We start from the raw sequence: 23,077 nt of genomic DNA on the forward strand, positions 1-23,077 counted from the left end.
TTAACCATTAAATTTTAATACAATGAAAGATTTCCTTTTAGTATTTAGGACCGACTACAACACGATGCCGAAAGCTTCACCCGAAGAAATGCAAGCTTCCACGAAACGTTGGATGGACTGGATCGGGGGCATTGCCGCGCAAAACAAATTGGTCGACCGTGGAAACCGGTTGGTCCCGGCGGGCCAGGTTCTGAAACCCGACAATGTCATTGCCGATGGACCGTACACGGAAATAAAAGAATCCATCGTAGGCTACAGTCTTGTCAAAGCGGATTCCATTCAGGAAGCAACGGAGCTGGCAAAAGGATGCCCGATTTTAAGAATCGGTGGAAATGTAGAGATCAGAGAGATCAGCGTGCTCTGATCATCATTTGGAAAATCATAAATGCCTTTGTACTTTTTACGAAGGCATTTATTTTTTTATGGATCAGGCAGAACTCATACCGCATCTGTTTCGGACCGAATACAGAAAGATCGTTTCTGTTCTCTGCCGGTTATTTGGTATTGAGCATATCGAGATCGCCGAAGACATTGTGAGCGACACATTCCTCATCGCTTCCGAATTGTGGGGCTTAAAGGGATTGCCCGAGAACCCAACGGCGTGGCTCTACACGGTTGCAAAAAATAAGACCAAAGACTATTTGAAACGCAACACACTTTTTGCGGAGAACATTTCGAAGGGAATAAAATACAGCACCGCGACTTCGGAAGAACTGGAACTCGATCTGTCGGTCAAAAATATCAACGACAGCCAGTTGGCCATGATCTTTGTCGTTTGTCATCCCTGCAATCCAGCCGAAGCGCAAATCGGGCTGGCATTGAATCTTCTTTGCGGGTTTGGGGTGGACGAAATTGCCAGCGCCTTTCTGACAAACAAAAAAGTTATCTACAAGCGATTGCAACGCGCTAAAGAAAAACTCAGGACAGAGAAAATTGAAATAGAGCAACCTACTTTAGCCGACATCGACGACCGGTTGTCTGTCGTTTTAATGACGTTGTATTTACTTTTTAACGAAGGCTATTACTCCTCTAACCACGACGTCACCTTGCGGAAGGACCTTTGTTTTGAGGCGATGAGGCTCACGTACCTGCTGGTGGAGAATGAACAAACGAACAAATCCCCCGCCAATGCCTTGCTTTCCTTAATGTGTTTCCAATCGTCAAGATTTGATTCACGGCACGATCAGAACGGAGAAATTGTTTTATATCAAGACCAGGACACAGACCTGTGGAATCGCGAGCTCATTGCCAAGGGGGAATATTTTTTGAATCGCGCTTCGGAAGGCACGAAGATCTCCAAATATCACCTGGAGGCCGCCATTGCCTGCTGGCACACGGTAAAGACGGATACAACTGAAAAATGGGAAAATGTCCTGCAACTCTATAATCAACTCCTGCTGATTGAGTATTCGCCGATCGCAGCATTGAACAGGACCTATGCGCTGGCCAAAGTGAACGGGAAAAGGGAAGCCATAATCGAGGCCGAAAAGATCAACCTGGCCGACAATCATTTATATCATTCCCTTCTGGGAGAACTTTATACCGATGTGGACAACGAAAAGGCAATATCCCATTTCCAAAATGCGTTTACCCTAGCAAAGTCAACCGCCGACAAGACGATTATTGCTAACAGGATACTGAAATGCACACAAAAAACAGGAGCTGACATGGGAAAACCGTTGGAATAATTGAAATAGAACTTCACTAAATAATGAAAACAATCCAATTATTACTACATGCCTTTCTGTTAAGCATCTACTCCTACGCTCAAACAGCAGACTCAGCAGTGGTCATCAATTCCAGGTCCCACGTCTTTGGAACTCCATCGACTACGACGTCGTTGAACGCCTCACATTCATCCGGTTGGTGGCAAATCGTCGGCAGGGAAAATGTTTCTTTCAAAACCAGCAAGATTCAATTGTCTTCCATCGAAAATATGATCCTGGATTTAGAATCAGAAGAATGTGGCGCGTTGAGAAACCGGGACACCCTGACGCTAATTAAAATTTGGGCGAGGGACTTCACGCGAGATGGAAAGCAAAATAAAGTTGTCGAAAGTAAGGATGGCCTTCCAAACTACTTGTCTGCACAGAATGGCAGAGTCCATTACCGAAATAGATAGCAATACCGTTTACACATCAGGGTATGAGGTGTTCCGCGAAATCAAAGGAACTGAAAAAATTGAAGCGGAACGTACAAGAAAATATTTTCATATCTGGACCAGGAGGCATGGACTATGGAAATTAACGACAAAGAGATTTGACTGATGTAGACACCTCCCTCAATTCCCCTTCGCGCCCCAATCATCATCTTGTAAAAAGCAAAAGCCACCCGCACAACATCAATCGCGCGAGTGGCCTGTGCATTTTGGTTTTTAAAAATTAGTAGCAGTCGCCGTTGCCCGGACGGCGTCCATATCCTTGTGAACAGCGCTCATCTTTTGTTCAGCGAACTGGTAGGCATCGGGCCCGAGGAACAGGTGAAGCAACGAATCCTTGCTTTCCGCTACTTGAATAAGCACAGCGCTTGCCTTATCGGGATCGCCCGGCTGGTTGCCGTTGTAGTTGTTTTGATGAAGCGACTGCATCTCCCGCACCGATTTATAGTCTTCAATCGGGTGGCTGGGAACACTGAGAGATGATGCCTCGAGAAAATTCGTGCGGAAATAGCCGGGTGATACGACGGTGACACGTATGCCAAAGGCCTTCACTTCTTCCGCCAGCGATTCCGAGAAACCATGCATGGCGAACTTGGTAGCACAATAGATCCCAAAGCCGGGAAACCCGCCCGTGAACCCGCCAACAGAGGCGATGTTAAAAATGTGACCGGACGATTGTTGGCGGAGATGGGGCAACGCCTGACGGATCACATTCAAAGCGCCAAACACGTTGACATCAAAGTTGGCGCGCGTTTCTGCGTCACTCAATTCCTCCAATGCACCCGCCAGACCGTAGCCAGCGTTGTTCACCACCACGTCGATGGAGCCGAAGTGTTTTATGGTGGCATCAATGGCAGTTGCCACACTTTTTTCGTCCAGGAGATTGACCGAAAGAGGTAGGAAATTTGCAGACGCTACGCCTACTGCATTTTGCAGATCACCGAGTGTTCTTGAAGTAGCGGCCACCGGGTAGCCTCCTGCGAGCAACGTTTTAACCAGGGAGAGGCCTAAACCTTTTGATGCACCCGTAACAAACCATGTTTTCTTTTTCATACTTGAAATTATTTGTGATTGATTTTGATGCATCAAAGGTAGATGCCATCCAGGGTTGGGTACTTGCCGCCTTCAAACCAATACTTGTATAATTCAAGCAACGAATTTGTGACCTTCTTTTTAGGCTGATGAACGCGCCAGCAGACCACTATGATGGATCTTTGTGATCAGGTGGATGAGCTCGACAAGATACGTCTTCTGAAGATGCTCGGAGAAAATATAACCGGAGTTTTGCTCGCGATGGAGCTTCTTCAAAACGTTGAGTATGGCTTTGTCTTGTTTCTCGGTGAGCAGGTAAATGGTGTCCTCCGTTTCCTTGAATACGTCTAAAGAAAGCATGTGGAGAAGAACGCTTTCGGGAAGAAAGTCACGGGAAAACGAATAGGCCACCCGTGGTCCATATTTGCCGGGAATGTGATCTATGGCATAGCGATCTTTTTTTCTGCGGAGTGTAAGCATGGATGTTTGACAGTTTCCGTGTTACATCCGGTATGCAGAGGGCGTTACCTGCGCATGCTTCTTGAAGAAATGGTTGAAATGAGCGGGGTCCTCAAAACCCAGGCAATAGCTGATCTCCGAGATATTCCATTGGGTGTGTTTGAGCAGCACCTTGGCTTCACTGGCCAGCCGGTTGGAAATGTGGTCGCTGGTGGTTTTGCCCGTGGTGAGCCGTATGGCGCGATTCAGGTGATTGACGTGAACGGCCAGGTGCTCTGCAAAATCCCTGGCCGAGCGAAGGGTGAAGCGCTGTGTGGGCGACTCGATTGGGAACTGTCTTTCGAGGAGTTCACTAAAAACGGCCGTGATCCGCGCGTTGGCATTCGTATGTTGGTATAGCGTTTCGGTCGGCTGGATCTTCAACGCATAATGGATGACCTCCATCACATAATTGTGGAGCAGGTCATACTTATAGACATAATCCGAATTGATCTCTTCCAGCATTTTCTCAAACACATGGCTCACATATTTGTCCTGTGTTTTATTCAAGAGATAACTCGGCTTGCTGCCAGGCTGAAACATGGGCAACTCCCCAAGACCACCGCGGAGGCGTTCGATAAAAAAGCCGTCCTTGAAAATGGCAAAGTAACCCGTGGGGTCACCCGAAAGTTGCTCGAACGTATAGGGCACCTGAGGATTAAAAAAGATCAGCGATGTACCCGACACCTCCAGGCTTTTCTCGGCATAGTGATAGGCGTGTTTGCCACGGATCAGTGCGACCTTATAAAAATCACGCCGGCTATACTGTACAGGCTCCTTGTTGGGACCCAGGCAATCTTCCATCCGGAATACATTGAAATGCCCGATGTCCTTGCGCAGGTTTTCCGGCATCCAGTTGAATTTTTGTCTATAGAAATCTTCGAGTGTTTCAGTTTTTTCAATCGCCATGGAAGTAGGGTTTTAAATCTCCATCAGGACTTTGACTTTTCGCGATAAAATATGTACCCGCCATGATGCAAGGTGTCGATGTCACTGAAGGTGCCGTCGGCGGTGAAGCCGGTATCATCCCAATAGTAAATATAGTCACCGGTGATCTCATAGCGTCCCGTATACGCGCTTTTCTTGGGGCCACGGGCTTCGTCGTATCTTCCGGCGGGCAAAAGTTCCTGGCGGATGTAGCCATCGCCGGTCACCCACATGCCCAGGTATTTGGATGGACGTTCCATAAAGTTTTTCGCGTTGTTTGTGGAACAAAAGTAGGATCTAAGGGTTTCTGCAGCCTTGTTTTCATCAATCCAATGCTTGTATAATTCAAACAATGACCTGTTCCTGTCCGGCTGTTTTAAATTGTTTTCAGACCCAAAATCGCAACCATGCGCCAAAATTTGGTGGTTCCGGTGTCTGGATCCGTCGTGCGATTTCTCGCTATTTGTCGGATTTGCACTGGCGATTGGATATGAACTATGCATCAACTCAAAAAAGTTTCGGATTGCCGGATTTTTGACCTTAATATTTTTTTGATTTTGATATATTGTATGACCGCCAATCGCATCCCGACAGCGCATCCCATGGATCTACTATTAGTAATTTTTGCTGCTGGACTAGGTTATACGGCCTATTCAATCGTTGAAAAAAGAGTATTGAACGGCGTTGCCATCGGGAGGAAGGTTCTTTTAACCTATGCCGACCAAAACAATGAAATGAAAAGCGAATTGCAATGGACGGGGATCGTTCAACGGAAATTGAGAATTGGCAACAAGTCAGATAATTTCGTCATCAATTTAAACGAACCGATCATTCACCATAATTCCGTTTTTAGCGAGGTGGTGGTCCGCGAGCGACGGTTGGGAAACTACATTGGGTCAAACAAACCGACAGCAGTGCAGTTGCTTTTGCCAAAGCAGGGCATGAGGAAAGACAAATACAAATGGGATGCGTTTGACCACGTTGGTGGGTTGACACTTTATTTGCAATGAACGTTTGGCTGGTTTGGGATAGATGTAGGGCAGATCAACCCCGGCTGGATTGCCTGTGACGCGAATGCTCACTTTCGAAAGTAACGCGAAAATTCAGAGTCGATCTGAAAGTACCTGACTCCCCACGATTTCAACGTCTCAACATCCGCAGCAACAGCTTCATCCGGATTTTTCACATCGCGATAATGAAAGCGATTTACGGCGGCCACCACCATAATCCCTTCCCGCGCTGCCCACGCCACGTCTTCGGCGGTCATGCTATCGGTGCCGCCGAAAAGATAATAGTGACCCGGCTTGAAACCTGCCTTTTTCTTGTTGTCTTCAAGCTGTTGCCGCGTGCAGCTGAGCTTGATCTTGCCGGTGAAGTAGGGCGTTGACTCGTCGGTGCCGATCATTAAAGCCTGCTCCAACAAGTTGTATTTTTTGAGAAGGCGTATTACCTGGCTAAACATAACGGTGTCGTTGCCAGCAATCTTATTATCGATCATCACCTGCATCTTGCCGCGGCATGTGCGAAGGGCTTCTTCGAGCGTGATCACGCCGCTGCCCGTTTGATGATGTTTCAGCTTGCGGATCTCCTCCCAGGTCATCGCCGTCGCCGGTTTGTCCACGCCGAAATGATCTTTGAACGACCGGTCATGCTGGAGGATGAACACGCCATCCTTGGTCAGCCGCAGGTCGATCTCGGTCATCCAATACCCTTGCTTAACGGCGGCCTCCAGGGCAGGCAAGCTGTTCTCTGCATGCACACTGTCGACGACGCCACCGCGGTGTGCGATCAGCCGGTACGTTTGGTTGTAGGCCTCGAAACTAAAAAGTATGCAGGCGATCAGGAGGAAGGTCTGTTTCATAACGCAAAGGAATACATTCAAAATTGCCGTGCAACACATTTGATATGGCCTCTATATTAATTTTATTTTATACGTTTTTCATAGAACCTTAACGGCATGAGCTGCGGCCACCGGTCAAGACGATAGACCTAAATGTCGCCGCTGCGATGCTTTGACTGCCTGGAAAAATACAAGGTCTGCGCCGGGTTTAGTCTGGCTAAATTCCTAATTTAAGTACATGAATCGCTTCTGGAAGTATAAGCTTGACCATGGAATTTTTTGGGTGATCACCATTGGGTTTCATATGTACACCCGGGACTATTTGATCACGAAGGCAGGCTTTGACCAATTTCTATTCGAGGTTGTGATCCGCAACGGACTACTGGCAGTATTGATTTATTTCAATTGGCTCGTGCTCGTTCCGAAATATGCCCAGCAAAAAAAGATCGCCGTCTATTGTTTTCTACTGTGCCTGGCGATGGCCGGATACGTTCTATTGAAAAATATACATGATGTCTATTTGTATGGTTATGTCCTGGGCGATCCAGGTAAGCGGTCTATTTTATATAACACGTACTACAACTTTTCGATTGCCCTGTTCTACCTGGTTTTTCATGTGGCCCTGCAATTGAGTAAAGAATGGTATTTTCAGCGAGAGCTCATCCGGAAAATGGAAGTGGAGAAATTGACCTCGGAATTGGAATACCTGAAGGCTCAGATCAATCCCCATTTTGTCTTCAATTCGATCAACACCATCTATTTTCAAATCGACAAACAAAATACATCCGCCCGTGAAACGCTGTCGGCGTTTTCAGACATGCTGCGCTATCAATTGTATGAGTGCAACGGAAAGGAAATACCCATCGAGAAGGAGATCCTCTATTTAAAGAACTATGTCGACTTGCAGCGGATGCGAAAAAATGAAAACTATGCGATTTCCTTTTTTGTTGGGGAAGAGGTGAAAGGCTTTACCCTGTCACCCTTGTTGTTCATTCCTTTTTTGGAAAATGCATTTAAACATGTGTCCCATGGACCCGGTAAAAACGAGATCCGGATCCGGATCGATAGGCAGGATCGTCACATCAAACTTTCCGTATTTAACACGAAAGAAAATAAAATGGCGGAGGAGCAACACACAGGGATTGGATTAAAAAATGTGCGGCGGCGATTGGACCTGCTGTACAAGGATCGCCATAACCTGGTGATCGACAACCGTGGGGAGAGTTATGAGGTCACCCTTTCGCTGCGGATTGACTAATGGATGGAGATATAAAAATTCAAATAACAAATGACAAAGCTGAACTGTCTCATTGTCGACGATGAACCCGTTGCCCGCAAAGGTCTAGAAGAGCATATGCAGGCGATCGATTTTTTGCATTGTGTTGCGTCGTGTGAGGATGCACTGAAAGCTGCGTCCTATGTGAATGAGCAAAAAATCGATCTGATGTATTTGGATATTCATATGCCGAAAGTGACGGGGATAGATTTTTTGAAGATGTTAAAAAATCCCCCGATTACTATTCTCACAACGGCGTATCCCGACTACGCCGTGGAAGGGTATTCACTGGATGTCATGGATTACCTGGTCAAGCCCATTACTTTTGAACGATTCCTGAAGGCTTCTCAAAAAGCCATGGAATATTTTCAGTTGAAGTTGCGTGCCGGGCAGAATGGCGCGCCAGAAGTCGATTACTATTTTGTTCGCTGCGACCGTAAGTTTGAAAAAGTTTTTTTTAGAGACATAGCCTATGTGGAAGGAATGCAAAACTATGTCATTCTTCACATCGGCGACAGAAAGTTAATTACGTATATCACCCTGACCAGCCTGGAGGATCAAATGCCAAAGGATCAATTTTTAAGAGTTCACAAATCCTTTTTGATCTCCTTACCCCACGTGAAGGCTATTGAGGGCGACGAGATCATCCTGGAGAACGCGCGGATCCCCATTGGCCGGACCTTGCGTGAACAAGTGGTTCAACGCATTATCGGCACTTACCTTTTCAAGCGATAGGCTTAGCAAAAAAAACATCAGCCCCTTGGCGTGGGGCTGATGAGTGGTGCTGCACTATCTTGATGCTGTGGACGGGGCACCGCTAAGAACCAAGTAGACGATTTGCTGCCCTTCCGGGAAATCATTCGATGAATAATACAACTTCAGGGTGTTGCTCTTCGTTGTTTTCAGCGCCAGAATATCTTTTACCGGGCAAGGCATGGATTCCTGAAAACCGCTTGACGATCCTTCGAATTTCCATTCCTTCAACACTTTGTCGTCGCTGTCCTTTATCGTGATTTTTCTGCCCGTCACAGTCCTTCCACACTCACTGTATTTCACGATCAGCTGACCGTGATTTTCAGCGCGATCCAAATCCAACTTCGCGGCAACCGCCTTTTGATTGATATACTGATCAATCATCAACTTGTTGTCCAGATAGACTTGTACACTGTGTGCCCCCGACATGGCCGAAAAGCCAGACAGGACAGAGCATAGGGCGACGCCAAACAGGGCGGCTACCCAGGAAAAGAGAATGTTCTTTTTCATGGTGTTTAAGATTTTTGTTGCGACTTTCTTAAAGGAACGAACAAAACCCGGTCCCTGTGCCGGAAGTCTGACCATCTGCACCGATTACTTGACGAATTGCGCTTCTGGACAAAGCCATTTGAAATTATAGCGGGACTTACAAGAAATACGTCTGCGTGAGAAATACTTTTTTCAGCTGTCATTCAACGTCTTATCGTCTCACACCTTTAATTTTTTCCAACGCTTACCACTTTAGGCAAGGCTTTTGTGTCTAATCACAAAAATTATATAACTATGCGATCGACAATTTTTGCAATTCTTTTTTTTACCGCCGTTACCACCTTTGCCCAAGACGTTTTTAAAGGTGAACATTTCATCGAAGTGCCGGGCTCTGCCCAAATGGAAATTGAACCCAACGAGATCTTTCTTTTTATAAGGCTCCGCGAATTTGAGGAAAACCGGAACAAGGTTTCGCTGGAAAAACTCGACCAGGATTTTATGCAGGCCCTGAAGGCCGCCGGTGTCGACCGCAAGAATCTCACCCTGGCTGATGCCGGTTCCCAACTGGGCAAATTTGGCCGCAAGGACAAGGATGCGTTCCGCGAGAAATCATACGAACTGAAACTGACCAGCGCCGCCGAGCTCGAAAAGTTTCTGGAGAAGCTGGAGCCCGTCAAAGTAGAGCAACTCGACCTGACCCGCGTGAGCCACACCGACCTGGAAAAATTCAAGCTCGACTTAAAGATCAAAGCCCTCCAGGCCGCCCAGGCCAAGGCCCAATCCCTGCTCAAATCCATCGGCGCCGAAGCCGGCAAACCCCTCATGGTCCGCGATTGGGACAACGACCCGATCCAGCCGATGCCCGTGTATTCCAACGTGATGTACAAGTCGGCGGGAGACGTGGCCGCAACGGACGATGCCATTGCCTTCCGGAAAATAAAACTGAAGGCCCAACTGATGGCCCAGTTCGAAATAAAATAGAAACCGGTCCAAAATGGCTAAAAATGCAGGATTCTTCCTGCATTTTTTGTTTTCCCCTCGCGCGAATGTTCGAAGAATGATTAATTTTACGACCCTCGGGGCGTAGCGCAGCCCGGTAGCGCGCCACGTTCGGGACGTGGAGGTCGTAGGTTCGAATCCTGTCGCCCCGACTTCGCCCGCCGAAGCATGTTTCATGCGTAGGCGGGCTTTGTTTTTTATAGGCAGTTATGCAGTGCTTGTCATGTGCAGTGGCGGGCTACGTCGGGCGCGGCCCGACTACTTTCGTTAGGTTCAATTTTAAACCGTTAACTGACATGTGGATTGTATACATTCTAAAGTGCACCGATGGGAAATTCTACACGGGATGCACTTCTGATTTGGAAGACCGGATGAAAAGACACCATGGGGGTGAAGTTCTTGCAACTCGAAATCGGCTGCCTGTAACACTTGTCACTTATATCGTGTTTTCTGAAAAACAGAAGGCGTATGATTTCGAAAAGTATCTTAAAACCGGATCGGGGCGTGCTGTGATGAATAGGCGGTTGGTGTAGCGCCAATTTTATGTGATCGTCCATCGGTGCACCTTGTTGAATAAAAATTTTAATCGTTAGCGATAGATGGTTTGCCCAAATGCTTCGATGCCCAGACGAAAATTATACACAGGATGTATGTCGGTTCTTGACGAGCGATTGAAAAAGCATAGTTCCGGTTATGTTCCTGTAACCAAACTGAGGTTACCCCGTTAGTCTCGTTACCTGTGTCGATTTTCGGTAGTGGAGAAAGCTCGCTTTTCCAATGTCATGTTCAAGTAAGCGGACCGTGATCAAGCTTATCGATGCTAGGTAAGACACTTAAATGGATATCAAAAAATCATGGAAACTGTAGCAAGCAAAGTGGGAGTAGAAGAGGAAAAGCACTTGATTCAGGTTACGCTTAACGATTATCTTCAGGGGCGTCCGGTAAAAGACATTGAAAGACTCCGGGGTGCCTTTCACCCTGATGCATACATCAGGACAATTATAGAGGGAAAGTTGGTTCAGTGGACATTGCCGCAATACCTGGACCTGGTTGCCCAAGCAACCTTGCAGGAATGCCAACCTGAACTCCTTTCATTCACATGGGACGGAGACACCGGGTCAGCCCACGTGCAATTGACTTTCGCCACGTTTCGGTTCATTGATCGGTTTAACCTGATAAAGTTAGATGGAAAATGGCTGATCATGGATAAGGTCTCCTATCGGCAGGAACCAATTTGAGAGGAATAGAATCGGTAGTCTGCCCCGTCGCATCAGGAATTTTGCCGTGTAAGTTGCGCCACAAACATCAGCCATATTGTGCAAGGCCCGACCACATTACAAGTTACTTGTAGGGAGCGGGCCTCGCCCGCCGAAGCTGCCTCAGCGAAGGCGGGCTTTTTCGTGTTTGGGTTTTCTTCTTCGTAGGGAAGTGTGCATTGGGCTTCGTCGGGCAACGCCCGGCCACCAGCCCAACCCAGCTCATGAAATCCTATTCGCTTCGCAAGCTCTTCACCGGGTTTGCCGTGGCTGCCCTTACGCCGTGAAAGCTTACGGTGAGTAACGTGATCAATAAGACTGCCGCACCGGCAATCATAAATATCCACCCGTTGAGCGCTGTGTGATAATGGAAAGTCAACAGCCATTGATTCAGATAGTGGTAGGTTATCGGCATCGCCATCAGCAATGCGATCAATACCAGGACGACAAATTCTTTCGTTAACAACATCCAGATATTCAACAGCGACGCGCCGATAACTTTTCTGACACCGATCTCTTTCGTCTTTTGTTCCGCGATGAACGACGACAAGCCAAACAACCCAAGGCAAGAGATAAATATGGCGAGCACCGCGAATACCGACGCCAGGTTGCCGATCCGCTGCTCGGCTTTGAATTTATTTCCATATTCTTCATCTACGAAACTGTATTCGAAAGTCGATGAAGTCACCAGCTTCTTATGAATGGCTTCCACGGCAGACAAGGATTCAGCGGTGCCTTTGCCGGGATCGAGCCTCACGATCATTTGCCCAAGATTGTTGTTGGTTAAATTTTTGTCCAGCCAATAAAAAACTGGGCTAGCGGCTTCATAAGGACTTTCTATGATCAGGTCTTCCACCACTCCGATAATTTCCCGCCCTGCGTCACCGTTCGAGATCACTTCACCAACGGGATTTTCGAGTCCGAGATAATCTGCCGCGGCTTTATTGATGATCACGCCGCTTACGTCTGTCGAATGATCGCGCGAGAAATCTCTTCCTTTCAATATTTTCCATTGAACCGTTTTTCCGTACTCCTCATCAATCCAGGTTACCGTGAAACTCGGATCGGTGTCGGGATCTTTTCCCCGCCAGTTAAATCCGCTCCAGTTGTCCCAAATAGCAGTCAATGGACTACTCGAAAACGCAACGTCGGTCGCAGCGCCACTCGAAAGCAGTTGATCGCTCATGACGAGTTTATTCTTGTCGAATTCCATGTCGTGAATAGGGATGCGGATCAAATTTTGTCTATCATAACCGACCGGGCGTTGCCGCGCGAATTGAATTTGTTGATACACGACGACCGTTCCGATGATGAGTATCACCGAAACACCAACCTGGATCACCACAAGGACCTTGCGTGGCAGCGAAGCGAATTTGCCAACCCGAAATGTTCCCTTCAAAACTTTGACGGGTTGGAACGACGAAAGATAAAAAGCAGGATACAGTCCTGCGAGGAATGCCGTGATGATGATGAAGACAAGACTCGACATCCAGAAATAGATATTGGTAAAGGGCAGCGCGATCTTTTTGTCTGCCAACTGGTTAAAAGCGGGAAATGCTAAAGAAACGATCAGCAGTGCAACGGCGAATGCCAGCGCGACAATCAGGAACGATTCGCTCAGGAATTGATTGACGAGCTGTGATCTCATGGAGCCGATCGCTTTACGCACACCCACTTCGCGTGCACGCTTTTCGCTACGTGCCGTACTCAAATTCATGAAGTTGATGCAGGCGAGCAGCAACACGAAGGCTCCAACAATTCCAAACAACCACACGAAGGTGATGCGTCCGGTGGCGGGATAGCCGTCTTTGAATTCTGAATACAGGTACCAGTTCTTCATGGGATTCAACCACACACGCGTCTCATATTTTTTAGAATATTCCGCTATTCCTTCCGGAGTATCTTTAATATAGAGATCGGCGATTGCAGCACTGGCTTGTTCAATCGAGACGTTGTCGACCGTTTGGACGATAATGCGACAGGCATTATTTCCCCAATTGGTTTCATTAGCTTTTAAAGTGGGAACGCTGTTCTTCAGCCCTTCAAAATTTCCGAAGAACTGAATGTCGGCAAACATTGCGTTAGCAGCAATGTCTTCATAGACGCCCGTGACCGTTGCGTCCCGCGATGCACTTATCCTGACCACCTGGCCGACCGGATCCTTGTCACCGAAAATTGACTCAGCGGTTGACCTTGAGACAATGATCGCATTCGGGTCGTTCATGCTTTCAACATTTCCGCGGATCATTTGCAGAGAAAGCAAGTCAATCACTGATTTATCGATGTATTCTCCCTTCTTGAAAAAGTTGCGGTCTCCAACACGCAAGGGGTAGTCCGTTTCCCACCACATGATCGCGACGTGTTTGAAAAGATGGCCGTATTTCTCCGTTAACATCTTTGCCACAGGCTGAGGCGTGCCGAACCAACTAACGGCTTTTTTCGGGTCGGAAGGGTCGATGACGTGACGATTGAACGACGCGATATGATCGTGGTTGCTGTAGCTGCGGTTGTAGCTCACCTCGTCGTACACCCATAATCCGATCATGATGGCCACCGCCATGCCGACGGCGAGACCACCGATGTTGATCAGGCTATACATTTTGTGCCTGCGTAAATTTCTGAGGGCGACTTTAAAGTGATTGCGGATCATGGCCGTTGCCGTTTGGTACGGATATGCTACCGGATAACTTTGAAATGGTTACACTATCTTTCTTTATTATTATACATAGCTGCTTATGGAATTGCCGACAATCCCAGGTCTTAAACGGTTCCCCTTGTCTGCGTACCTCCTTCCGGGAACCCTAAATCACTAAAACCCGAAAATGAAGACTACCTGATTTCGGCCACAAGACAGACCTTCCGCTTTTGTGGGCATCATTCCAGACAACGGAAATGCCAAGTTTGAATAGTTGATTTGGAACTTGAAAATGACCCGGTCATTTTCTATCTTCAGGCTATAGACCATGGAGCCCATCTTTTGAAGATCAAGTCCTCTTCAAAAGGTGGTTTGTTATCTCTGCTCCGCACTCCGCCTTCCTTATTCTCTAGTTTTGACCTAATTTAAATTACGCTCTTAAAAACCCTCTTCCATGAGCATACCAAAAATTCCCCAAAATTATGATCACCACTTATTCCCTGAAAAGCCGTTTGACATCGATATAAGTGGTGGAATGGACGCCAATCACTCCGGCAAAATAGAGACGGCGCTTTCCGGGAGTGTCGAAAACAAATTGAGCGGAAGCCTCACCACGACCAATACGCTCAAACTCACCGGCGACGCCAACGACCCTGTGCGTACCGATAGCAAGTTAGAGATCATGAACCTCCCTCGATTTACGTTGCAGGACATTAAAGACATGATGAAAAACCGCGTACGCATCCCCAACTATCAAACGGTGGGATTTAAGCTTATGGGCTTCGAACTTTTTAGCATTTGCATGAGTGGCGAAAGCCAGATCATCACGGAGCCCTATGTGCCCAACGCAGCAGAGCGATGTGAAGAAGATCCCTGTTGTGCCCCGGACACGCGCCCGTTTCCCGAACGCAAGCCCCATCAGTAGCTCGTCTACATAAACAAATTAAATTATGCAAGCCAAAATCTCTGATGCACTACTGGAAAACATTTCTGTTGTCCAAGACGAAATCATCTTAAATGGCGCGCCGCGCAGCTTGCGGGGAAAAATAACGCTTCACAATAAAAACGAGTCTATTGCCCGTGTTCGCTCGATTAACTTAATGGCCCCTGACCATGCCGACCTCGAATCCGGTTTGGGTGCGGCATTGCGTATTAATTCAAAGTTGCTTCCGGGTGAAACACGTGTCGAACATGTCTCCGTGTCGCTTACACCCGACACGCCGCCGGGAACGTATGATACCTATGTTTCAATCGGTGGAAAAAACACCAAGGTGAAAATAGTTGTACAGCCTACCATTGCCATAGAAGCAGAACCAAAGACCTTCACGTTTCAAGGTACCGCGCCGGACACAATCCACACGGCGACCATCACGTTGACCAACATCGGTAATCTTCCCTTTCAAATTCCGCAGATCACGCACGTGGCGCCGCTGGATATGGACATGTTGTGCAGGGCACTGGGCGTGGGCTTCAGAAAAAATAAGGACGACGGGTTCACGCAGACCATGGACCATATTACGCAAAACATCAAAAACAACTTACCGGCCTGGGCGAACGCCAGCGTAGCGGAGGCTGGTCAAATACTTTCGCCCGGCCAGAGCATGTTGGTGCACTTAAATGTTACGATGCCGCCGGAGTCCAATGCCGGCAATGACTACGAGCTGCTCATCCGGTTGTGGGACATCGATCTCTCCCTTGTAATCAAGTCACATGTGGAACCCAAAAAACCAAAACGAAATGGACAATAAAATAAACCTGCAGTCAAATATACTAAGCGGTGAAGCCATGAAAAACCTGCAAACGCTTACCGACATGTCGATGGAGTTCTATGGCAACCTGCTGAACAATGTGGTGGGCAACAACACGCAATTTGGTAAAAACCTGGCTCAGCTAAGCAAGGCCGTTCTTGATCCGTATCGGAATTTATATTCCTGTTCAGACAACTGCCCTCCTAAGGAGGAATGTCCTCCACACTGCCTGGCAACCCTTCACAGAAGGGCCATGGTGGGTGAACGCATTGTCATCCCCTTTAACGTACGCAATGGCTGTGGTGAAACAAAGACGTACCGTGTCGGCATGCGTGACCTGATGGACCGTGATGGCAAGATGGCAACGGCTCAACCCTTGCTCAACAAACCTTCGGTTACACTTTCTCCTTATACATCAGAGCGCATACTGCTCACGTTGGATCTTGCAAATTTTGCTGCCGGCACCTATGCGGCAGAGATCGTGCTGAGAGAAAACGAGTTTAACCAGAACATATGCCTTACGGTAGAAGTAGCCGATAGCGACGGCATCGTTGTGAATCCGCAGGAAGAGAAAAAATACAAACTAAAGTGGCAAAGCTGGAAATCGCACTATTACTGTGAACCCGGCCGGTCGAAAACCTAATCTTCCAGCACCATGGCTTCCAACGACGACAAAAATCCTCTCGAAGAGCTGTTCAGGCAGACACTGACGTTAAATAAAAAATATCTGTCGCAAAGCATAAGTGTACTGAGCCAGATCAGCAACCCGGAAAACATTCGGAAAAATGCGTTTAACCTTGACCCCCGTGTTTATGGTCGTGCGCTGAATTCGTTTGCCCGGATGAATCTGGAGTATTACAACAAGATGATGGAACTGGGGCTGTCGACGGCCAGCGAAATATTGCATGCCAAGGACGACCCTACACCTCCTGTTACCACACCATCTTTCGTACTCCAAGGAAATGGCAAACCTGGCGAAACGGTGACGCTCACCTTTGTGTTAGAAAATACCAAGACAGAAAGCGTGACCTGCGGATTCATCAACTCTCCCTTTGTGGCCGAACAGGCCGGGGGTGGTGAAGCAAACATTTCCGCCACATTCGTCCCGCAGTCGTTCGTTCAAAAGCCGGGTGAATCTCATACCGTGACTATCCATCTCCAAATTCAGGAAGACACCGTGCCGGGTGCTTATGTGAGCGATGTGCGTGTTGTTGGATTTGATGTTGCCTATTTCAGCGTGATCCTTACTGTCGAACCCTCAGCCCCAAAATCACCCCATGCCCAACCCCAAAAGCGGTCCTCAAAAAAATCATAATACAAAAAAGGACAAAAAACCCGACGACTTTTCATGGCCGGGCACCGACCGGGTTGTGGGTAAAGCCCAGCACATCATCGGCGCGGCGGTAAACATTTTGGAAGAAGAAATAGCAGCAGGGATCCTGGCTGCCAAAAACATTGAAAAGAAACTGATCGATGTAAATAAGGTCAGGAGCGATCCCAACGAGTTGATGGGCCGCATACGACGCGACTCGCACGAACTGCTCGATCTCTTTTTGGATGCCTTCACATCGATGACACAACAGATGAACGCCGTGGTAGACGCCGTTAAAAAAGAGAACGGTCAATCCGCCACGCCAGAGAAGCCTGATGAACCAAAAACAAAACCGGCGGCCGACGTGCTTGTACTCAAACCCGAGCAGCCTGTAAAGCCCGGGAAAATGGTTTCGATGACCCTCAGCTTGCAGGACGATGGAACGGAGAAGCCCGCAACAATAGTGTTCCGCAAAACGGATCTGATCGGACCAGGCCATGAGAAGATCGGGCTGCGCGCCATTACCATTACGCCGGGCACCTTGTTGCTGAAAGCGAACGAGCAAAAAGATGTTAGCATTACCGTAAAAGTTCCCCGCAAGGCTAAGGCGGGAAGATACAATGCGTTCCTGTCGGATATAAACAATCGTGAGCTTTGTATACTGGTGGCCATTGAGGTCATCGAATAGGCATCACGGTTATCGGCACGGAGCAAGCGACTGCGTTTAACTTATTGGCTTATGAATGATACCTTGATGAAGAATAAGCTTGCTGAATACGGCGCTGAAACGTTGAAGGGTATCTACGCTTTTATTCCAAAAAAAGAACCTCAACGTTACCTCTACGAGCTCATATCGGATTACCCCACGCGAGGTGGAAAAGGATTTCGCCCTGGACTGTGTATCGCCAGTTGCAAAGCATTTGGTGGTTCTTTTGAAGACGCGAAATATTCGGCGGTGGCGTTGGAGATGCTTCATAACGCCTTCCTGATCCATGATGATGTGGAAGATGAAAGCCATTATCGTCGAAATAGACCTACCCTGCACGAAAGCAACAACCGGGCAATCGCTATCAATGTAGGGGATGCCATGAATGCACTCAGCCTTCAGCCCCTTTGGTACAACCGGCGGCTGCTGGGGGAAAAGCTGGCACAACAGATTTTTATGGAAGTGCAGCAAATGGTTATGGATACAACCGAAGGACAAGCACTGGAACTTGGCTGGCGCAAAGACAACCGGTGTGACCTTACCGAAACCCATTATCTGCAAATGATCTTAAAAAAAACCTGCTGGTACACCTGCATCCGACCCCTGCGAATCGGTGCCCTGATCGGCAGCAAAGGAACGGTAGATCCTGATCGCTTCAACAAGTTGGGTTATTTTATGGGTGCGGCTTTTCAGATCCAGGATGACATACTCAACCTGGTAGGGGAGGAAAGCGCCTACGGGAAGGAAATTGGGGGCGACATCATGGAAGGGAAGCGCACGCTCATGCTCATTGACCTGATCGCAAAATGTGCCCCGACAGAGCGCAAACGTATTCAAAAATTCCTGGCGCTTCCTATACGGGAACGCACGGAAGCGAATGCTCGTGAGATTCTGAACTGGATGCATCGCTATGAAGCCATCACCTGCGCTAAGGAAACCAGTCAATACCTGGCCGGCGCAGCCCTGAAAGAATTCTACACGCATTTTTCATCTTTGGAAGACACGGAAGACAAAGCCTTTCTCGAAAGTCTCATTCTCTACATGATCAATCGCCGCTATTAACATCATGATTCGGGCAACACAAAAAATACACCATGATTGCGACGTACTCATCGTAGGTGGGGGACCGGCGGGGAGTAGCCTGGCTTATCATTTAGCCACGGCAGGCATCCGGACCATCGTGTTGGAAGCGAAGCAATTTCCACGCGACAAAATATGCGGGGACGGCGTCAGCCCGATTGCGCTGCGCGAACTTCAAACCATAGGCATCACCGAAACCGATGGTTTTATGCAGGCAAACGAGATTGACCAGGTGGGAATGTTTATGAACGGTGTGCAAGCCCATGTTGCGCTGGAAAAACCTGAAGGCCTGCCTTATCACGCACGGATCATTCCGCGGATCACCTTGGATGCCATGATCTATGAAAGCGCCAAGAAAGCAAACGCCGTATATTACGAAAACTGCCGGGTGACCGATTATACGGTGCTTGCCAACAAGGTAGTGATAACGTATGTAAAGGATAACAAAGAAGGACAACTCACTGCTCAACTTGTTGTGGGAGCGGACGGTAGCAGATCAATAATAGGACGAAGGTTGCGCGGAAATTCTCCAGATCCCACCTATCAGCTATTGGGATTGCGCGCCTACTATGAAGGTGTAAACGGTCCACGAAATCGCGTGGACATTTATTTTAGCGAGGAAAACTTCCCTGGAATTTATTGGCTGTTTCCGAAGGGCGAACGAGGTGCTAACGTCGGGATGGCCATGGTATTTCAAACATTTCCACAGCAGGCCTCCGCCGTTCGGCAATGTTTTGCCAATCACATTGCCAACAATCCTTTTTTAAATGAGCGGCTCGGGTCAGCCAAAGCCACCGAAAAAATGCAAGGCTGGCCCATTACCTTTTATGACGCACGGAATCCCCTTATTGGTGACCGCGTGCTGCTTGCGGGCGAAGCCGCCGGACTGATCAATCCGCTTAGTGGCGACGGCATACAGTATGCTCTGCTCAGCGCGCGCTGGGCCGCGGAGACGATTGTCGATTGTCTTTCACAAAATGACTATTCTCTTGCCGCACTAAAAAGCTATCGGCTTAAACTGGAGAAGGAACTGGCATACGATTTTTCAATGTCCAATTTGCTGGTGCAGTTTGGTCGCAATAAAACACTCACTCCATTGTGGATGTCGTTGATGAAACGGGTCATTACCATCGCAAAAGATGACCCGTCTTTTGCGACCACCATTGCCGGCATCTTCGAAGGCACCTATCCTTCCTACAAAGTGCTCTCGCCCAACATCCTGTTGAAGATTCTCCAGCAGACCGGTCTTGATGCGCAGGCGTATTTGCTTAAAAACCTGGAACATCCTGATCAATTCGCAAAAGACGGCGCCCTGCTTGCCGACGGTGCGCGCTCAGGCATCCAGGAATTTATCAAAGACCCAAAAGTATATTTTCAATGGCTACTGGGGATCGCCGGTAAGGGCATCGGGGTCGCCGCTCACACTGCAAAAGCACAAGCAAAACAGGGGACCCACTAGACATCGTTCGCCCATCGCACCAGAGTGAAACCAATGCGTTCCAACTACTCATTACGTAAGGAGTCTACCGGATTTGATATCGCCGCTTTAGCAGATTGGTATCCTACAGAAAGCAACACAATAAGCAACATCACAATTGATGTTAAAATGTATATGTCCAGATTGATCTCTGCGTGAAAGGCATATTTTGACAGGTATTCACGAATAAGATACCAAGAGACAGGAAAGCCAATGCATAAACCGGCTAAAACAAGATTTGCAAAATCGCTACAGAGCAAAACAACAAGGTTTCCAACGGAGGCACCCATCACTTTTCGGATGCCTAACTCTTTAGTTCTCCTCTCCGCCGTAAAAGAAGCTAAGCCAAATAAGCCTAAGCATGAAATAAGAACGGCAACCACGGTAAAACTCAAAAATAATTTTCCAATAACGGTTTCTGCCTGGTATTCTTTTTTAAAGACGTCATCCAGAAAAATATACTCAAATGGATGATCAGGATTGTGCTTCTTGAATATTGTTTCAATCTGTTCAATATTTTCAACGAAGGGTAATTTGCCACTTAACTTCATGAAATAGTGAGAGCCGACATTTTCAGAATACATGAATATCAGGGGTTCAATACCAAATTTCAAGTTATCATTGTGGAAGTCGTCCGTAATGCCGATTATTTTCCCTTTTCCATTCCACATTTCAAGTTCACTCCCTACGGCATTTTCAAAGGACAATCCCATAACTTCCGCAGCCTTCCTGTTAATGATATAGTTGGAGGCATCTTGACCGTCAATAAAGTTTCTGCCACTTTGGATTTTAATATTTATCGTCGGAATGAACTCTGCGTCACATCGGAATATTTTGAAGAGGATGGACGAGTTGTCGGGCTTGCTGGCCCAAACCGGGTCTGTAGTGGTAATGGGGATGGTAAATATGTTATTCCCTCCAAAGGCAATACTTTTAACAGCGCCGGATTGATACAAGTCATTTTTAATAGCCGGGTATGATTTAACAATACCTTCATTTTGGTCGACCACTATAATGTTGTCTTTATCAAACCCAAGATTTTTTTCACTGATAAAAACGATTTGTTTGTACACGGCTATGCTCCCAACAACCAGTATGATAGAGGCCGTGAATTGAACGATGACCAGTGATTTGCGAAGCGTATTTCCAGTGAGCCCGAGTTGGGTATTTCCCTTCAGGACTTTAACAGGATTGAATCTGGATAGGACAAAAGCAGGATAACTTCCTGCAAGCAATCCGCAAATCAAAGTAATAGCCAAAATCCCTGCCATGTGCACGGGGTTGCTCACGTCTAACCGGATAGATTTGGTTGTAACCTCATTAAAGAAGGGGAGGAGCAGCTGAACGATCACCATGGCAAACAACACCGCAATGAAAGACAGAAGAATCGATTCAGAAACAAATTGAACAACAAGACTGTTCTTCTGAGCGCCGATTGCTTTCCGGATCCCTACTTCGCGACTTCGACTGGCGGCTCTGGCGGTTGAAAGATTCGTGAAATTAATACAGGCCATGGCAAGGATCAGTACGGCCACTGCACCGAAAAGGTAAATCTGTTGTATCCTGCCTCCTGCGTTCTTTCCGTTTTCAAATTCATTGTACAGCCTTGACTTTACATAAGGAAATAGAAATGGCGTGGTGGTGCAATCGGGGCAGTTATTCTTGATCAGAGAAACAAACTTCTGATTTGCCATGTCAACAAAGGATGATGATTTCAGCAATACCGTTGTTTGGGTGCCACCACTTTTCCAATGTTGTGTCCAGGGATTTTCTTTTGTGAAAAGCTCGATGGGGGCAACAAAGTCAAATTGAAGGGTTGAATATTGTGGAATGTCTGCAAAAACACTGGTAACAATAAGGTCATGAGAGCCAGCCAGGTTTATCGATTTCCCAATGGCATCCCCGTTTTTGAATAATTTTTTTGCGAGTCTTTCGGAAACAGCGATGGATTTAATGTCTGTCAGCGGTTTGGTCGCATTGCCGCTGACAACAGGAAAGCTGAAGATCTGGAAGAGTGTCGGGTCAGCATAAACACCAAACGCATTGTACGCGGTGGTTTCAAACTTTACCAGCAGTTCTGTTTCCATGCTGTACTGGGCTGCTAATTCTACTTCAGGAATTTCTTGTACGATTACATCCTTCAGTTTAGCCGGGGTGGCGGGATACGTTTCAATCTTTCCATCGGGATACGCGTTGTTGACCATTACTTTAAAAATGCGGTCAGCATCTGAAGGGAAGCGGTCGAAAGACAATTCATCTATTATCCAGAGTAGAATAAAAATGCTGGTGACAAGTCCGACCGTGAGGCCAAGAACATTTATGAACGTGTAGCTCTTATGGCGGAGTAGATTGCGGAACGAGGTTTTTAGGTAATTCTTAAGCATATAACAAATCTAAATTGTTCCGAAGGTTTAGCGAAGACGGTAAGATAACAATCATGCCAGTATCAATCTCCTAAACCAGGTCAAATTTCGAATTGTATTTTGATTGTTCCGTTCAATACCGAACATAAGTAGGTCAGATTAGGACATCTAAGATAGATTCTCGGCAGGCCTTGCAGGGCAGATGTCGAATCACATACCGTCTCAGATCACCTGTCCGCTCAGCCAGAATATTCGACACTATAGCAAACTTTCCAACCCCCCAAATTTTCAATGTTCATCTCTCCGTCATGGCTAGCATACTTACCGATCCATTGGTCGGGTTTGCCCGTAAAAATCCTTTTGTAAGTGCAAAGCCTGTCATCGGGATCAAAAGTATCCAACTCCAATCCTCCCACTTGCACCGCGAGCGTGTTCTCGACGAATGCATCGAATATGACCTGGTTGATTTCAACTTCATTGTCGCCGGGTTTGTCACCCAATTTGAAATGACCCTTTCCGGGGAACGTG

General features: G+C 47.4%; 24 protein-coding genes and 1 tRNA gene. 17 read left to right on the top strand and 8 right to left on the bottom strand.

All coding sequences use genetic code 11. From position 1 onward, the window contains the following. The first annotated feature begins 22 nt into the window (after window positions 1–22). The 3 genes from BUB30_RS30065 to BUB30_RS34965 are packed head-to-tail and all read left to right on the top strand — an operon-like array spanning window position 23 to window position 2,122. On the top strand, window positions 23–364 hold the full coding sequence (locus BUB30_RS30065; RefSeq protein WP_073142023.1) for a YciI family protein: 342 nt from the start codon (window positions 23–25) through the stop codon (window positions 362–364). A 58-nt stretch (window positions 365–422) separates the two neighbouring features. Further along, on the top strand, window positions 423–1,688 hold the full coding sequence (locus BUB30_RS30070; protein ID WP_073142024.1) for an RNA polymerase sigma factor: 1,266 nt from the start codon (window positions 423–425) through the stop codon (window positions 1,686–1,688). A gap of 23 nt (window positions 1,689–1,711) precedes the next feature. Further along, entirely contained in the window at window positions 1,712–2,122 is a 411-nt protein-coding gene (locus BUB30_RS34965) for a hypothetical protein (RefSeq protein WP_143165146.1), read from the top strand. A gap of 252 nt (window positions 2,123–2,374) precedes the next feature. On the opposite strand, the gene BUB30_RS30080 is transcribed toward BUB30_RS34965, so the two are convergent. The 4 genes from BUB30_RS30080 to BUB30_RS30095 form a co-directional block, all read right to left on the bottom strand. Further along, window positions 2,375–3,211 (bottom strand): SDR family oxidoreductase, encoded by an 837-nt coding sequence (locus tag BUB30_RS30080; RefSeq protein ID WP_073142027.1) that lies wholly within the window; start codon window positions 3,209–3,211, stop codon window positions 2,375–2,377. Between the two features lie 120 nt (window positions 3,212–3,331). Beyond that, a complete protein-coding gene (locus tag BUB30_RS30085; RefSeq protein ID WP_073142029.1) occupies window positions 3,332–3,670 on the bottom strand; it encodes a hypothetical protein in 339 nt (112 codons plus the stop codon). Window positions 3,671–3,691: 21 nt separating this feature from the next. Further along, on the bottom strand, window positions 3,692–4,597 hold the full coding sequence (locus tag BUB30_RS30090) for a helix-turn-helix domain-containing protein (RefSeq protein ID WP_317044236.1): 906 nt from the start codon (window positions 4,595–4,597) through the stop codon (window positions 3,692–3,694). Window positions 4,598–4,620: 23 nt separating this feature from the next. Further along, window positions 4,621–4,875 (bottom strand): Atu4866 domain-containing protein, encoded by a 255-nt coding sequence (locus BUB30_RS30095; protein WP_221408820.1) that lies wholly within the window; start codon window positions 4,873–4,875, stop codon window positions 4,621–4,623. A gap of 237 nt (window positions 4,876–5,112) precedes the next feature. On the opposite strand from BUB30_RS30095, the gene BUB30_RS30100 reads away from it, so the two are divergent. Then, entirely contained in the window at window positions 5,113–5,625 is a 513-nt protein-coding gene (locus BUB30_RS30100; protein WP_073142031.1) for a hypothetical protein, read from the top strand. Window positions 5,626–5,693: 68 nt separating this feature from the next. Here the strand turns inward: BUB30_RS30100 and BUB30_RS30105 are convergent, their stop codons facing one another. Next, window positions 5,694–6,476, bottom strand: a complete 783-nt coding sequence (locus tag BUB30_RS30105) for a glycerophosphodiester phosphodiesterase (protein WP_073142033.1) — start codon at window positions 6,474–6,476, stop codon at window positions 5,694–5,696. Between the two features lie 217 nt (window positions 6,477–6,693). Here BUB30_RS30105 and BUB30_RS30110 point away from each other — a divergent pair, with 217 nt between their 5' ends. Beyond that, window positions 6,694–7,713 (top strand): sensor histidine kinase, encoded by a 1,020-nt coding sequence (locus BUB30_RS30110; protein ID WP_073142035.1) that lies wholly within the window; start codon window positions 6,694–6,696, stop codon window positions 7,711–7,713. A gap of 30 nt (window positions 7,714–7,743) precedes the next feature. After that, window positions 7,744–8,466, top strand: coding sequence for a LytR/AlgR family response regulator transcription factor (locus BUB30_RS30115; protein ID WP_073142036.1), 723 nt, complete (start codon window positions 7,744–7,746; stop codon window positions 8,464–8,466). A 54-nt stretch (window positions 8,467–8,520) separates the two neighbouring features. Here the strand turns inward: BUB30_RS30115 and BUB30_RS30120 are convergent, their stop codons facing one another. Next, the gene (locus BUB30_RS30120) at window positions 8,521–8,994 is read right to left on the bottom strand and encodes a hypothetical protein (RefSeq protein ID WP_073142038.1); all 474 of its coding nucleotides are present in this window, start codon (window positions 8,992–8,994) and stop codon (window positions 8,521–8,523) included. A gap of 273 nt (window positions 8,995–9,267) precedes the next feature. Here BUB30_RS30120 and BUB30_RS30125 point away from each other — a divergent pair, with 273 nt between their 5' ends. From BUB30_RS30125 to BUB30_RS30140, 4 genes are all read left to right on the top strand, one after another. Next, window positions 9,268–9,954 (top strand): SIMPL domain-containing protein, encoded by a 687-nt coding sequence (locus BUB30_RS30125; protein WP_073142040.1) that lies wholly within the window; start codon window positions 9,268–9,270, stop codon window positions 9,952–9,954. A 96-nt stretch (window positions 9,955–10,050) separates the two neighbouring features. Further along, window positions 10,051–10,124, top strand: a tRNA-Pro gene (locus BUB30_RS30130). A gap of 144 nt (window positions 10,125–10,268) precedes the next feature. Beyond that, window positions 10,269–10,505 (top strand): GIY-YIG nuclease family protein, encoded by a 237-nt coding sequence (locus tag BUB30_RS36040; RefSeq protein ID WP_073142042.1) that lies wholly within the window; start codon window positions 10,269–10,271, stop codon window positions 10,503–10,505. 321 nt (window positions 10,506–10,826) lie between these two features. Continuing rightward, window positions 10,827–11,210, top strand: a complete 384-nt coding sequence (locus tag BUB30_RS30140; RefSeq protein WP_073142044.1) for a nuclear transport factor 2 family protein — start codon at window positions 10,827–10,829, stop codon at window positions 11,208–11,210. 250 nt (window positions 11,211–11,460) lie between these two features. Here BUB30_RS30140 and BUB30_RS30145 read toward each other — a convergent pair whose 3' ends face one another. Beyond that, complete coding sequence (locus BUB30_RS30145; RefSeq protein ID WP_073142045.1) at window positions 11,461–13,878, bottom strand: ABC transporter permease; 2,418 nt, start codon at window positions 13,876–13,878, stop codon at window positions 11,461–11,463. 439 nt (window positions 13,879–14,317) lie between these two features. Between BUB30_RS30145 and BUB30_RS30150 the strand changes: the two genes are divergently transcribed. The 7 genes from BUB30_RS30150 to BUB30_RS30180 are packed head-to-tail and all read left to right on the top strand — an operon-like array spanning window position 14,318 to window position 20,168. Beyond that, window positions 14,318–14,788, top strand: coding sequence for a hypothetical protein (locus BUB30_RS30150; RefSeq protein ID WP_073142047.1), 471 nt, complete (start codon window positions 14,318–14,320; stop codon window positions 14,786–14,788). A gap of 25 nt (window positions 14,789–14,813) precedes the next feature. After that, window positions 14,814–15,611 (top strand): COG1470 family protein, encoded by a 798-nt coding sequence (locus BUB30_RS30155; protein WP_073142048.1) that lies wholly within the window; start codon window positions 14,814–14,816, stop codon window positions 15,609–15,611. Then, a complete protein-coding gene (locus BUB30_RS30160) occupies window positions 15,601–16,254 on the top strand; it encodes a hypothetical protein (RefSeq protein ID WP_143165147.1) in 654 nt (217 codons plus the stop codon). Before BUB30_RS30155 ends, BUB30_RS30160 begins: the two co-directional genes overlap by 11 nt. Before the next feature lie 12 nt (window positions 16,255–16,266). Beyond that, on the top strand, window positions 16,267–16,926 hold the full coding sequence (locus BUB30_RS30165) for a COG1470 family protein (RefSeq protein WP_073142052.1): 660 nt from the start codon (window positions 16,267–16,269) through the stop codon (window positions 16,924–16,926). Continuing rightward, window positions 16,889–17,611 (top strand): COG1470 family protein, encoded by a 723-nt coding sequence (locus BUB30_RS30170; protein WP_073142053.1) that lies wholly within the window; start codon window positions 16,889–16,891, stop codon window positions 17,609–17,611. Before BUB30_RS30165 ends, BUB30_RS30170 begins: the two co-directional genes overlap by 38 nt. A gap of 51 nt (window positions 17,612–17,662) precedes the next feature. Then, window positions 17,663–18,691 (top strand): polyprenyl synthetase family protein, encoded by a 1,029-nt coding sequence (locus BUB30_RS30175; RefSeq protein WP_073142055.1) that lies wholly within the window; start codon window positions 17,663–17,665, stop codon window positions 18,689–18,691. A gap of 4 nt (window positions 18,692–18,695) precedes the next feature. Continuing rightward, a complete protein-coding gene (locus BUB30_RS30180) occupies window positions 18,696–20,168 on the top strand; it encodes a geranylgeranyl reductase family protein (protein WP_073142057.1) in 1,473 nt (490 codons plus the stop codon). A 44-nt stretch (window positions 20,169–20,212) separates the two neighbouring features. On the opposite strand, the gene BUB30_RS30185 is transcribed toward BUB30_RS30180, so the two are convergent. Then, entirely contained in the window at window positions 20,213–22,570 is a 2,358-nt protein-coding gene (locus tag BUB30_RS30185) for an ABC transporter permease (protein WP_073142058.1), read from the bottom strand. Window positions 22,571–23,077: the final 507 nt, after the last annotated feature.

This window comes from Chryseolinea serpens (genome assembly GCF_900129725.1).
GTDB classification, from domain to species: domain Bacteria; phylum Bacteroidota; class Bacteroidia; order Cytophagales; family Cyclobacteriaceae; genus Chryseolinea; species Chryseolinea serpens.